Source organism: Moorena bouillonii PNG (assembly GCF_001942495.1).
Classification (GTDB): domain Bacteria; phylum Cyanobacteriota; class Cyanobacteriia; order Cyanobacteriales; family Coleofasciculaceae; genus Moorena; species Moorena bouillonii.
This window is the reverse complement of sequence record NZ_MKZS01000001.1, coordinates 6424308-6437836: the sequence shown is the minus strand read 5'-3', so window position 1 is coordinate 6437836 and position 13529 is coordinate 6424308. Positions and strand designations below refer to the sequence as shown.

General features: G+C 43.8%; 12 protein-coding genes. 2 read left to right on the top strand and 10 right to left on the bottom strand.

Annotation, left to right across the window (positions count from 1 at the left end):
• The first annotated feature begins 520 nt into the window (after positions 1–520).
• Entirely contained in the window at positions 521–931 is a 411-nt protein-coding gene (locus BJP37_RS26215) for a J domain-containing protein (RefSeq protein WP_075903240.1), read from the top strand.
• Between the two features lie 37 nt (positions 932–968).
• On the opposite strand, the gene BJP37_RS26210 is transcribed toward BJP37_RS26215, so the two are convergent.
• The 3 genes from BJP37_RS26210 to BJP37_RS26200 form a co-directional block, all read right to left on the bottom strand.
• Complete coding sequence (locus BJP37_RS26210) at positions 969–1277, bottom strand: P-II family nitrogen regulator (RefSeq protein WP_075906479.1); 309 nt, start codon at positions 1275–1277, stop codon at positions 969–971.
• Between the two features lie 139 nt (positions 1278–1416).
• Positions 1417–1713 carry an acylphosphatase gene (locus BJP37_RS26205; RefSeq protein WP_070395102.1) on the bottom strand — a complete coding sequence of 99 codons (297 nt, stop codon included), beginning with the start codon at positions 1711–1713 and terminating at the stop codon, positions 1417–1419.
• Between the two features lie 162 nt (positions 1714–1875).
• Positions 1876–3225, bottom strand: a complete 1350-nt coding sequence (locus tag BJP37_RS26200; RefSeq protein ID WP_075903238.1) for a histidine phosphatase family protein — start codon at positions 3223–3225, stop codon at positions 1876–1878.
• Positions 3226–3455: 230 nt separating this feature from the next.
• Here BJP37_RS26200 and BJP37_RS26195 point away from each other — a divergent pair, with 230 nt between their 5' ends.
• Entirely contained in the window at positions 3456–5066 is a 1611-nt protein-coding gene (locus tag BJP37_RS26195; RefSeq protein ID WP_075903236.1) for a CPBP family intramembrane glutamic endopeptidase, read from the top strand.
• 209 nt (positions 5067–5275) lie between these two features.
• Here the strand turns inward: BJP37_RS26195 and tftA are convergent, their stop codons facing one another.
• The 7 genes from tftA to BJP37_RS26160 form a co-directional block, all read right to left on the bottom strand.
• Positions 5276–6589, bottom strand: coding sequence for a hormogonium tapered terminus morphoprotein TftA (gene tftA, locus BJP37_RS26190; RefSeq protein ID WP_075903234.1), 1314 nt, complete (start codon positions 6587–6589; stop codon positions 5276–5278).
• 243 nt (positions 6590–6832) lie between these two features.
• Positions 6833–7939 (bottom strand): peptidoglycan-binding protein, encoded by a 1107-nt coding sequence (locus BJP37_RS26185; protein WP_143727804.1) that lies wholly within the window; start codon positions 7937–7939, stop codon positions 6833–6835.
• A 610-nt stretch (positions 7940–8549) separates the two neighbouring features.
• Positions 8550–9854, bottom strand: a complete 1305-nt coding sequence (locus BJP37_RS26180; protein WP_075903232.1) for a TauD/TfdA family dioxygenase — start codon at positions 9852–9854, stop codon at positions 8550–8552.
• A gap of 48 nt (positions 9855–9902) precedes the next feature.
• Positions 9903–11222, bottom strand: coding sequence for a TauD/TfdA family dioxygenase (locus BJP37_RS26175; protein ID WP_075903230.1), 1320 nt, complete (start codon positions 11220–11222; stop codon positions 9903–9905).
• A 47-nt stretch (positions 11223–11269) separates the two neighbouring features.
• Complete coding sequence (gene panD / locus BJP37_RS26170) at positions 11270–11755, bottom strand: aspartate 1-decarboxylase (RefSeq protein WP_075903228.1); 486 nt, start codon at positions 11753–11755, stop codon at positions 11270–11272.
• Between the two features lie 490 nt (positions 11756–12245).
• Entirely contained in the window at positions 12246–12851 is a 606-nt protein-coding gene (locus tag BJP37_RS26165) for an ureidoglycolate lyase (RefSeq protein WP_075903226.1), read from the bottom strand.
• 80 nt (positions 12852–12931) lie between these two features.
• On the bottom strand, positions 12932–13318 hold the full coding sequence (locus tag BJP37_RS26160) for an SAM-dependent methyltransferase (protein ID WP_075903224.1): 387 nt from the start codon (positions 13316–13318) through the stop codon (positions 12932–12934).
• Positions 13319–13529: the final 211 nt, after the last annotated feature.

The following is a 13529-nucleotide window of genomic DNA, read 5'->3' as shown; positions in this document are numbered from 1 at the left end:
CTTCTGACTTCTGACTTCTGACTTCTGACTTCTGACTTCTGACTTCTGACTTCTGCTATACCTAATCAGGGCTAATCAATGCTGTAGAGGTTTGCTGTCAAACTATGAACTTACGTTAACTAAAGACTAGAAACTATATATTTCTTAAATTGATGTGTTTTTTTGCTGCAATTTACTTGCAATTAATTCAGACTTAAATTTATTGTTTATTTGACTAAGTAGCAGAACAAAAGCATCTAAATGTTAGAAGCCTTACTCAGATAAGATAACAAAAATAATAAGCAAAAATACTTATCGTATTACTCTTAGATCGAGTAGGTATTTCAAAATAAGATGCCTTTATCCTGAACTAAGTAAGTAGCTATAAAAGTGTCAGCTATTAGCTGATAGCTGGTAGCTGTTCGCGTAGCGTGCGCGTAGCGCTTAAGCTGATAGCTGACATTTGCCCCAACAAGTTTGTTTGGGCTTATTTGTGTCTACTAATTGATTTTCCTGTCACTGTCGGAAGAGGATATTGTAAATGTTAGAGGTAGAGAAATACTACAGAATCTTGGAGCTGGAGCCTGGAGCTTCACAGGAGGAGATTCACCAGGGCTACCTCGATTTGACCTGGGTATGGCATCCTGACCGTTTTTCTGGTAATCCCCGGCTACAACAGAAAGCTCACTGCAAGTTGCAACAAATCAATGAAGCTCATGCCCAATTGCGCTCTTTACAAAGAACTCTCGGTTGGAAAAATAGACACCCCAAGCCTAAACCCCAGAAGCAATCACCATTAAAGAACCAATATCGTAAGTCAGATTTATATAAACGGGAAGTTAATCCTGTAACCACCGAACCTAGTGAAAGTAGCACTGGCAGTAAGAGTCAGGGAAGTCCAAAGTCTAGGCGTGTGTATCGGAGCCAGAAAATCGATGATTGGTTAGATTAACTTACTGGTAATTACTTGTGATAACTTGATCGCTGCTTTAATTACTTAACGTTTCTATATCCTGTCGGTAGGCAATTAAGGCGTGACGATTCCGGTATTCGGCTATAGCACGCAGAATTGCATCAGACACTTCCCGGGATACGATCGTCTTAATTTCAACATTGGTGTTGTAGCCCGGAATATCTCCTAGACGTCTGCCATGACCCCCCTCTCCCCGTACATCACTAACAGTATAACCAGTAGCCCCGTGGCTTTTGATTAGCTTGACAAGGCTTTCTCTAATTACTGATTCACCAATGATGGTGACTAAGACAGCATTATTGATGGGAGCATCTTCTGTAGACATAGGAAATTCCATAATCCTGACATCTACTAGTCTAGAATCTACTAGTCTAGACTAGTAGATGTTAATTTTTAGTTATCAATGGGATTGACCTACGGTCACGCTACGAAAACGGATTTACAACCAAGCTCAACTATACCGATTAGTGGGTAATTTCAAATCCCTGCAAACCTTCCGGTGTCTCATTCTTAACCACCACATTGTCAACCACAGCATTTAACGGTCCGCTATGACACCAACGCACCATAGCTTCTACTGCTGCGGTGTTCCCTTCAAACACTGCTTCCACACGCTTATCAAGAAGATTTCTGACCCAGCCGTTCACCCCTAGATGCTTAGCTTGAAGCATTGTGGCGTAGCGATAACCAACTCCTTGAACTCTTCCGGAAATGAAAACATGGGTGCGGATTTGCTTGTGTGGTGTTGATGAGTTTTGCATTTAGCAGTTTGCTGTTGACTACATCAAGTTAATGTTGAAGGTTGTTCGCCGTAAGCATCCTTTGTCGGCGAGGTTGACTGTAACACGCTTTGCTTAGGGTCAACCTTCAACCAACCTTCAACATACTTACCCCAAAGCATGGGACTTGATCCTATTGTTTAGCTACAGCGCACCAGCCGCTGTTTTATCCAATACACCTCCAGATAGGTGTGTGGTGATATTCATCGCTTGCAATACTGGCGCTTTGTCTAAGCCTTGGGGATAATCAATGACGCTGACAGCCCCATTTCCCTGCTTGATATTCCAAATTAATGCTGGACTCAAGCCAAGAATGTCACAAAGTACTACTTTATTGATAGCATCATGAGCCACCACTAAGCCAGTCTGAAATCCAGAACCAGATGCCGTAGCTGATTTAACTATCCCATTCCAGGATGCCACTACTCTTTCCAAAACATCCTGTAGGTTCTCTCCTTCTGGCATTTGTACCGTTTCTGGGGCAACTTTCCACTGATGCAGCAATTCACCATACTCTTGGGCTATCTCTGACTCTAATTTGCCCTCCCATAAGCCATGACTGATTTCCCAGAGTCCATCATCAAGTTGCAAATTGACATTGGGGTGAGACTGGAGAATAATTTCAGCAGTTTCCTTAGGACGCAGCATGGGGCTACTGACTGCAAAATCAATGGGGATATCTTTGAGAAACTCAGCCGCCTGCTGTCCTTGTTTACGACCATTGTCATTTAAAGGCACATTAATCTGTCCCTGAAAGCGAGACGCACGATTCCAATCGGTTTCACCATGGCGCACCAACAACAGACGCAACCCTTGGTCAATATCTCCCCTTCTTGGCAATGTTTCCCCCAAGTGGGAGGTTTGATTGAGGGATTCCAATTGTACGGTTTCTCCCCAACCACCAGTGAAATTTAGCACATTGATGCCACAATTGGATTGCCTGATACTATGGTAACGAGCAGGAGTTACCCCAATGGCACTGCTAATTAAGCAGCGATTGATACCATTATGGGCTACGATTAAAATCGTACCTCCTTGATAGAGGGGGATAACCTCTTGCCAAAACTGCTCTGCTTGTTTATACAGTTCAAGCACGGGAAAGTGTTCTTTAGACCCGACCGCTGTGGGAATGACCATGGAAAATTCATGGGGGCGTTCTTTCCAGTGCTGGTAGTCTTCTGGGAATTTTTCCAAAACTTCGTTCTTTTGCAGATTTTGCCAAAGGGGTAAATCGATTTCCATCAGCTGATCTGATGGCTGTAACTGGGGAGCGTCTGGCAAATAGGATAGGATAATCTCTGCGGTTTGCTTTGCCCGTTGTAAAGGGGAGCAGTAGATGGCATCAAAGCTGAGGCTACTGAGGGCAGTACCAACTTTTTGGGCATCAGCACGACCTTTGTCGGTCAAGACTGACTGATCACTGCGTCCTTGAATGATCTGCTGAATGTTGTAAGTACTTTGACCGTGACGGACAATAACGACGCGGGTAGCCAATCTTTTATTCCTCCATGAGCAGGTATGTGGTTCAGCCGGGTCAGCTAGGGTGACAAATGTATACTGGGTATACTCAGATGATTCCGAATCATCAAGGTCATTCTAACCTAGCTAGATTATCCCTAAAGTGGCAGTGTACAGTTGGTGACTAGTTATTGGTTACTTGTCCGTTGACTACCAACAAATAACTAGTGACTAATAAGCAAAATGCTTGTGTGTTGGGGGGTTCGATGACTATAAAACGGTTGGTTTTGATTGTACTGACGATTTTTGCGATCGCTAGAATTGGCCTTTCTCTGGTAGAAAGCTGGGGTCAGCCCCAGATTCAAACTAGTCTGGAACTTCGCCAAACCAATCTAGTACTCCATGGCTGGGAGTGGCAGAACACAAACCCTGATTCTGCTGCATCTGAGCAGTCTAATCAGGAGTCTAAGGTAGATTGGACTGTGGCTCGAAATGCTTTGATTGGTGCTGAGCCGTTTCAATCTGCTCAAAAACAGTATGAAACAGCCCGTCAATTGGCTCAGACCAATCAGTCAAAGGTTCTGACCAAACTCCAAAAATTTTCCATAGGGAAGGTAACCACACCGAACGATAGAGGGCAATCACAATCACCAGCTACTCCCCTGACCCAAAACGCCTATCCCTCCCAGCAACAGCAATTGCAACAGTCATTGTCTGACATCGAACAGCTGATTGCTCGGCTGGATTTGCGTATTGGCATTCTCCAAGCTCAACAAGGAAAAACCGATGCTGCTATTGAAACCTGGGATAAACAGACATACTCTAATGGCTCATTAGAAACTGCTGGGGTATTAATGGGTCTATGGAGTGAGCCACCCCTGGTACTACCAGATGCTGAGGAAAAAATTGAACAAAATTTAGATAATTGGTTCCGCTATCGGGCGTTGAGTCAGCTGTATCAAGTGCAGCAGCGCCAAGATGACCTATTGTCACTCCAAACCCAAGAACAAGAAACGGCTGAACAAGCAATTGTCAAATTATTCGTTATCGCTGTCATGCCAGGATTTAATACCCTATTGGGTTTGCTAATCTTAGTGTGCTTGGTTGGTCAGTTGTTGTTTCAAGGTAAGCAATCCCTGATAGCAACCAATCATAATGTCCCATGGAAAACAGCTTGGGATGGGGAAATTATTTGGCAAGTGCTGATTTTTGGTTTTTTCGCTATCGGTCAACTGCTGTTACCGGTTTTAATTGGTTTGTCACTGGGGATTGTTGGAATTAACCCAGCCAATTTTACGGTACAGATGAGTGCTTTCTATGTGTTGCTAACTTACCTAATCATGGCATTTGGGGGCTTGTTAGTGATGTATCTTTCCATTAAGCCCTTTTTGCCCCTGCCAGAGGATTGGTTTAGCTTCAAGTGGCGCAGCAACTGGATTGTCTGGGGAGTCGGTGGCTATTTGATAGCACTCCCCTTGGTGATTGTGGTATCTCTGATTAACCAACAGTTATGGCAAGGAAACGGCGGTAGTAACCCACTGTTGCCCCTAGCTTTGGAGGGACAGGACAGCATAGCTTTGATCATATTCTTTCTGACAGCAGCTGTGGCAGCACCATTGTTTGAAGAGATAATCTTTCGAGGGTTCTTGTTGCCCTCTTTGACTCGTTATCTACCAGTTTGGGGAGCGATCGCATTAAGTAGTCTGATTTTTGCGATCGCTCATTTGAGTCTCTCAGAAGTCCTACCCCTAGCCACATTGGGAATTGTCTTGGGATTCGTTTACACGCGATCGCGTAATCTCCTAGCTCCCATGCTGCTCCATAGTCTCTGGAATAGTGGTACGCTTCTGAGTTTGTTTGTTTTAGGGAGTAGTTAAGAATTACAGCGGTTTACAATTGGGTGAGGTACAAATTCCTGGCTTTTAGGGAACAGGGAACAGGCAACAGGGAACAGGGAACAGGGAACAGGTAAGAGGTAAAAAATCCTGTGTACCTGATAGTTATGAAAAACGCTGTAAGTATGAACTGTCAAGTATCAAGTGTTAAGTATTAAGTGTGAAGTATGACGTGTGACATTCTTCATCCTTCAAAAAACACCATAAAGCTGTTTAATAAATACCATAATCTGATTCCCGTACTCCAAATCTGGATTCCAACGTCTGCCTAAGTCATAAACTGAAGGAGCAACACCTCTGGGCACATATTCAAAACGAGGGTCTACTATCGGGGTCTCGTTAATCATATCAGTACTGGCATATGCCTTCAGGTGCTGAATGTGAGCTTTAACTCCTGTTTTCGGGTCAGGAAACGTAGCACCAGCAGCACTAGCCTCAACGGTACCCAATCCACAGAAGTTATTCTGCTCAGGTTTGACCTTACCTCCAAAGCGTAAATAATCGGTTTCCAGACACATCTGACAGAAAGCAACATCGTGGTTCACTCCCTCATTTTCCGCTTCTTCTATGTAAAGTCTGGGTAAGTCAGGAAATTGTTTTAAACCGTCTTCATTGTTTTTCTCAAGAAAGCTTTTCAATTGGCTTTCAGTGGCATTTCCCATCCCCATAATTTGATCACCATCTTCCAGTAAGGTGCGGGGAAGTGAATTTAAAATAACAGTTTTTGTCTGATTTTCCCAGGATGCAGCTATATTAAACTCCTGTAAGTCTACCGCTTTGACATAGACAACATTTCCATAACTGATTTGGCGAATATTTTCTCGATCAGTTAGGCTAATCCCGAGCATTTCCACTAAATCAACGGGGATAAAGGCATTGCTATTAATTAAAATCCCTTTTTCGTCATACTTCTGTTGTTTAATAAAGATATTGATAGTAGGAAACTCAGGAGTTTTTGGAGTCTGACCGCTCCATTTAATTAATCCTTGAGCAATCCCTTTGGCAAATTTTTCCCGCTGATTTTGCAGTAACTCTAGGTCTTGAGGATTGTCGAGAAAACACAACTGCATCAGTACGGAAGAGACTGCTACCTGACGACAAAAGGATAAGCCGCGCCGATTGGGAGAGTGGATATCCGCTTGAATGCCACGACTGGGAAGTTCAGGAATTTCTTGGAGTAAGGCATTCAGTAAGAGCTGAGCATCCAGCTGCCTTTCATCGTTACCATAGATGTAAAAGGCTTCAGCCCCTCGCAGGGAACCGTTAAAGGCATTACCATGGATTTCCAAGGCTACGTCACCAGGCACAGCATTGGCATTGATCCATCGAATTGTGTCTCGACGACTGAGAGAGTCAGGAACAACTATACAATCTACTCCCCGTAATTCCAGCTCTTTAACAATTTCATTACGGGTAAGTATCATTTCCCGAGACTCTGTTGTGCCTAAAGCCACTACTCCCGGGTCTTTGAGGTCATGACCAGCGGAAATTATAATACGTGCCATGGGTGGGTTTCTTCTCCTTAGTTTACCGTTTTTTGGTCGGAAAATAATTCGGTAGATTGCTTTAAAAAATCGTGCTAATAGCTTACGCATTTCGCATTTAAATTGTCAGTTACGGAGAAATAATAAATGAAACCATCAATGATGATTTAGGAATGATGAATACCTCTGGAACTTCTGAATGAATGAATGATAGATTGTTTCGCCATTGACCATTACCATTCGGTTAGGGTCAATGGTGTTCAATTAAAGTCCCATTTTGGCACGGGTTGCTGGGCCGACAATTCCATCTACATCTAAACCGTTTTGTTGTTGGAACTGCTTTACAACTGCCTCGCTACCTCGTCCATAGACACCATCCACATCCAGACTATAGCCTGCTTTGGCCAAGGCTTGTTGAATAGCACGTACGTCTTCTCCCTTCATGTAAGGTTGGCTTAGGCGCAGTACCCGAAATTGTATTGACTTCTCAGATTCTTTCTTGGAGGGTACCGAGATCGAAAACCCTTCTGAAAAACTATTGTTTAGTCGTCTCTCGGTTGATGGTCCGTAGGAACCATCTTCGGAAATCCGGTCATTGATATTATAGCGGTTCCAAACTCGCTGGAATGCCCGCACTGCTAGGGCGCGAATGTCTCGGGTACCTCTGCCTACGTAGTCGAAATGAACTGGGTCCCCCCAACCGAGCCATCGCCAGCCGTACTTCTGGAGGTAAGGTCGCCACCTCAGGTAATCTGAAATATCAATGGCTAGACCACTTTGGTGATTACTGCGAGACGGACGGGCAGCAATGGGAATACCGCAACGGCGATTTCTGTAGTGGTTATATAGTATTAATTGCTGCGCAATGGTCCGATAGGCTGAATTAATTACCATGGGAACGCCCCGGTCTTGAATAGCACGTTCGAGGGCTCTTTTGGCAGCGGGTTGGAGCATAGCCCAGACAGCAGGACCTAGTTGCACATCTAAATCATCAAAGCTGATTAGTACATTCGGGATCAGTCGGTTCATTTCATCAATAATCTGCTTGTCTAGCCCCCGAACCACTTCTGTAGAGCAGGAGGTAACATTCCTGACCTTGATGGATATTTTCTTAGGGAACAACTGCTTGTCATCATCCCAAACCTCCACATGGGGTTCGTAGACGTACCAGGTATTCTTGCCATTAAATTCATCTTTGGTCAAAGCAATCCGCAGGTAAGACTTCTCTTCTTTGAGGTCTACCCAGCTGTGCAGCTCTAGTTCCCTGCCTTTTTTGACCCAAACTTTATCCTCTTCATTTTCGATCTTCTGGCTGGGTACGGGTTGCTGTTTTAGGAAGGTATCATGTACGATTTTCAAAGATAAGACCATCAGTTTCCCTCATAGATGAAATGGTGGCAGTAGTCGTGATTGGTGAGTCGTGATTGGTGAGTCGTGATTGGTATTTGTTAGTTCAAGTACACTCCTGCCTAGGAGGAGTGATTAGGACGTTTCAAGCTAGCTGTTGTTAGCCCTACCAAGCTCAAGACTCTTCCACTATATATTCATATTCAATACTAGAGCCTGGGATTACGGCCAAATCTTTGACAAAATTGGGCAGAATCCTCCGCTTATAACAGTTAGAGTCAAGAGGATATTAATGTCCTTGGTTAGTTCGACAGGAAACAGCTAATGACTGGGTTACCATGCCCAATCCCTGTTAATGCAATCAGCATCTCACCCTTAAGTCATATTATGTCTGCTTTAACAATTCCTCGGAAAGGTATAGTAAAATCAGAGGGTAAAAATTTTTTTTGCTTGTGCCAGTTTAATAACTGGCATATTAGTTAGTAACAAATTACTAATTTGTGATATTCAGCAACTATTATAATAGTTAGGGCGCACGTTTGTGCGCCCTAAAAATAGCGTTAATCTTCTGATGCAAGCGCTGTCTGTTGTTGAGAGCGCTTCGCTTCCCATCAATTAAGATTATTCGATGATCTCAAACATAGCGATCTGCGAGAATTTCCAAAGCACGGTCTGAGCATCCCATTAACCACAGGTTTGACATCCCAGTTTTCTCCCCTAGCAAAATTCGCCGTCTACAGCGGAAGGTTTCTTCCTCCAAGTAGGCTCCTAGCAAGCTTCGTTTCAGCAAAGGACTCCAGATACCGGTACGTCCATGGAGCACTCGCCAGTTGTCAACTACTAATACCTGTCCGGGAGTCAGTAGAAATTCGGCATTATAGTCAGGATCTTGTAAGAGTTGGGCAAATCTTCGGTAGGCTGTCAATAGGTCTTGAATTTTATCGTAGGAAACCTCTAGGGGTATCCTGGTGTTGTGGTTATACCGAATCTGATACACTTCTCCATTTTCATCCAAGTTAATTAGATGATTACGCCGGTAAGCTTCCCATTCGTATTTCCGAGCGCTGGAATCATTTTCCGATAGTTTCTCCTCCACAGACAGTCGTCGGCGACCTGCTGGTATATATTCTGTGGTAAGTAGCTCAAAGAAGTAGGGGTTTTCTGTTTTGATTACCTCTGCTAATTTGAAACCATCAACGACGGTGGAATAGGCTTGTCTGTCGTTATCCGGGTTGTCGTAGAGGGTACATTGCAGAAATTGGATTCCAGTGGGAATATCGTAGGCAGTAACGTCTGTATGATTTCTTAAACGTCCCAATTGATAAGAATGTTGGATAGCCTGAGCAACTGCGTTCTTTCTATCCATAGTAAATACATTGGTGGGATGATAACGTTGTCGTAAAGGCCCCACCCGTTCCACCAATGCCCGAAAGCTTTGTTCGTCATTTGGAGCATTCTCAATTACTGCTACCCCTAGTTCGACGAGCTGATTCAGGTAGGACAATAAAACGTCGTCATCATTCATCACCTCATGATAATCAAAATAAGAGATAGATACTGATGCATCCCAAAGTTGAGGTTTTGATTTTTGTTTAAGGGCTGGGTCATCGTAACAATGAACTCGTAGCCAGGAAGGATCGAATACACTGTGATGCCCTGTTTCTTGACCACCCCAGACAATATCCAAATTGCCTTCAGGATCAATTGTCACCTCTTGAGGAGTTGGGTTTAAAGGAATTTTGAGGAGGTCATGTCCACTATTATTGAGGCTTAAGGTATCTCGCTGAAAGCATTTAGGACAGCGACAGCTATCTAGGAGCCAGAGATGATGGTAAAAGCTTTGATGGCCATCTTTCCAAGTGATCTCTACACCATTGTCATGGGTTGCTATGGATTCGATGCGAAAAGAAGGTTTGAGTTGTCGAAGTAGCGTGGTCATTTTAATTTCAAGCTCCTATTTATCAAGCTCCTAATGTATTTGGTTTCTTTAGATTGTGGTGCGGTCTGCCAGAATTTCTAAAGCACGGTCTGAGCATCCCATTAACCAGATATCTGACATACCGCTTTTTTTGCCTAGTAACAGTCGCCGTCTGCTACGGAATGTTTCTGGTTTCATGTAGGCTCCCAGTAAAACTCGTCGCAGCTGAGGATTATGAATGGCGGTACGCCCGTGGAGTAATCGCCAGTTGTCGTTAACTAATACTTGTCCCGGAGCGATCAGAAATTCGGCGTTATATTCAGGAGCTTCAGCTAGTGCCGTAAATGCTTGGTAGGCTGCATATAAGTCTTGAATCTTATCAGGAGAAACCTCTAGTGGCACTCGGTCTTTTTCATGGTGACGAATCTGGTAGACTTCACCGGTTTCATCCAAATTAATTACATGCTGGCGATGATAAGTTTCCCATTGGTACTTCTTGGTGCCAATTTCATGCTTAGATACCTTTTCTTCTACACCAAGGCGACGGCGACCTGTTGGCACATACTCTGTGGTCAGCAACTCGAAGAATTTTGGCTGTTGGGTTCTGAGAACTTCGACAATTTTGAACCCATCCACTAGGGTAGAATAAGCCTGTTTGTCATTGTCTGGGTTATCGTATTGGATACATCCGAGAAATTGCAGTCTGGGAGGAACGTTGTAAGATACATGGTCTGTGTGATTATCTAAACGTTTCATATACTGATAGGCGTGGTGAATATTCCCTGCCAGTTTGTTTGCTGTATCCAAGGTAAAGATATGGGTGGGATGATATCGTTCTTGGATCGGTCCAATCCGCTCTATCAGTGCCTGAAAACTTTCTCGATTCTTGGGCACGTTGTCAATGATGACTACTCCCAATTCCAGCATCTTGTCCAACCACAGCAACAGTGCCCAATCGTCTTTCATCACTTCGTGGTAATCAAAATGAGGGATGGACACTGATGAATCCCACAGTTGGGGTTTTCGTCGCTGTTTGAGGGCGGGGTCTGTTTGACAGTGAACTCGCAGCCAAGATGGATCGAATACACTGTGATGTCCAGGTTCTTGACCGCCCCAGACTATATCCAAATTGCCTTCACGATCGATCTTGACCGCTTCAGTGATGGGATTGAGTGGCATTTTCAGGGGGTCATGTCCTTCCCCTTCTGAGCTGTTAAGGCTCAATGTATCCCGCTGGAAGCATTCGGGACAGTGGCAAGCATCCCGCAGCCAGAGATTATGGTAAAAGCTGTGATGACCATCTTTCCAAGTGACTTGTACACCGTTGTTGGTCACTGCAACTGATTCGATCCGAAAAGCGGCTTTGAGTTGCCGAAGTAGGGTTGTCATGTTTCACCTTTATCCTTTGTCTTACTTGGTTTCCATTTATTTGAGAACTAGGCTTCAGCCCCCACCATTACCTTTGACTTAGACGTCAATTGTTTGCCGTTAGTGGTTTGATAGCCGTTGTATTCCAGTGTCTCTCCATTAGGGCTGAGAGTAGGGGTCAGAGTCTGGTAAAACACTTCCTGACAGCAGTTGTTTTCGTCAGCAATCAGTACCCGCGCTTGGTGTCCGCTACTCAAAATTTCAGCGCGATCGCATTGCTCGTTTGCCCAGATAATCAAGGTATCTCCCTCTTTGCACAGTAGCGCTCCCCCTCCATTGGGACAAATTTGTCCTGAACCTGCTTCTCCTGGCAAAACATAGGTTGACCAGCGATTGCCATTGTCAATGTTGACAATTTCTACTTCTTCGAGGGGTAAAATCCCTACCTGTGCCAGCAAGTCGGAGTCAATGGTGACACTGCCCACATAGTGGCGGTTTGCCTCAGTCACACGCACCCGATGTAGCTTGGCGTGCATTAGTTTGATGGTCGCCATGATTTCTCCTCCATTGAGTTGAATGAATTAAAATTCAATTGACTTGAACGAGCCTATTTCTGGACTTAGCCATTGGCATTTTACGATCTCTATTTGAGATTGCTATACCGTTACTCCCTTAATCACCAAAAACCTAAAACCTAAGTAATTTCGGTTTTGAATAATTTCGGTTAATCAGTGACTTATAAGTCTCGAAATAGGATTCTTTTTTCGTTCACAATTATGACTAAATAGGCGCTTTTTAGCAGCTATCTAGTCATCGAATCGAAGTTAACACATTTTTTGATACATCACTATTTTCCGGAAAATACATCGATTTACCTTTCTCCCTCCCGCCCTATCCCTTTCTATCCATTGAAATAGCCAGTTTAACAGTTACTTAACTGGCGCTCTAGCTCCTTTAGAAGCGGCTATGGGAAATACTTGCACTTCAAATTATATAAAATCATCTGTTTCTATCCATTCCGTGCTGTGTTTGCTATCTATCTTCTCAGTCTTCTTCAGGTTTACGAAGGGGAATCTTTAGACAAGTATCTTGCTCCTTCAACAATAGACAATCTACGGTAGCATAGATACTGCCTTGTTTATTTTTATAGACTACTTCTCCAGACAGTGGTAAGGGAGCTGTGTGCCATACTCCAGGATGAATTGATATGCCGTAACTACCATCGGAGTAAAGCGCTACAAAATCTTCTGCTTTGACATTGTCCCCAGGAGGAGCTAATAGAAAGATGCTAGGTTCACCATTTTTAGGAATAAAAGCCTCTCCTGCATCTAGATGGGCGCTAAGCCAATGCACTAGCACATAGTTAGAGTTAGTTTCAGGATCAACTACAGCCTTTCCTGCTGCTCCACCGCGAGCACTTTTATGGTCACCGGAAAGCACTGTAGAACCACGCCAATATACTTTGAACTCGTCTTCAATAAATGTGCCATAACCCCCCCTAGAAATAAGAGGTCGTTTTCCTGGGTTTGGCCATTTACACAACTCTACTTCAACATCTTCAAAATCTGTAAATACATTTCCTAATCCTTCAGCATTTTTTGAGTTCAGCTTTTTTAATGGAACGTCATAGTATTTGCATGGTGTAGCCATGATTTCCCCTTAAACTATCAGCAATTAGTGCTTTTTCAGCACTAGAGCAACCATTGGTTCTGTTTCAAAGATGTTAAACTCTACTCGATTGAGTATACTGATGCTTTCTGAAAGGACAGGTGTAGGGAGGGATACTCCTGAGCTAATGCCTTGGCATTGTCAACGCGGACTGCACTGATGTCAATGCCGACAACTTCACATCCTGTCTGCTGGGCTAGCCAGATAGCGGTGTTGCCGTTGCCGCAACCGATATCAAGTACCCGAGATTCAGTAGTCAGCCCACTGCAGGCGAGCATATATTCATTCCAACGATGGCAAGCTGGGACAAAGTCTTGAGCACGAGCGTCGGCTAAGTTGTCAAAATAGCCCCAATGTAAACTGCCTTCAGAATCCCAGAAGCTACGATACATGCTGTCTTCGTGATCGTAAAACGCTTCTGTGTCCGCTTCTGTATATTTTTGTGTCATTTTGTTTGTCTAAGTTGAGACTTACAAGTCAGACTTACTAGATTTTCAAGGAAATTCCCTTCATGAGAGTAAAATCATAAGTGCTCGTTTCTTGAAATACTTCATATTTACTTCATATTTCCTTGATATTCTCCTTCATAATTCCCTGGCCTTTTGGCCAAAAGGCCAAGGTCAATCGCAATTTCAAGACTAAGCTACTGGCACAGTTAAT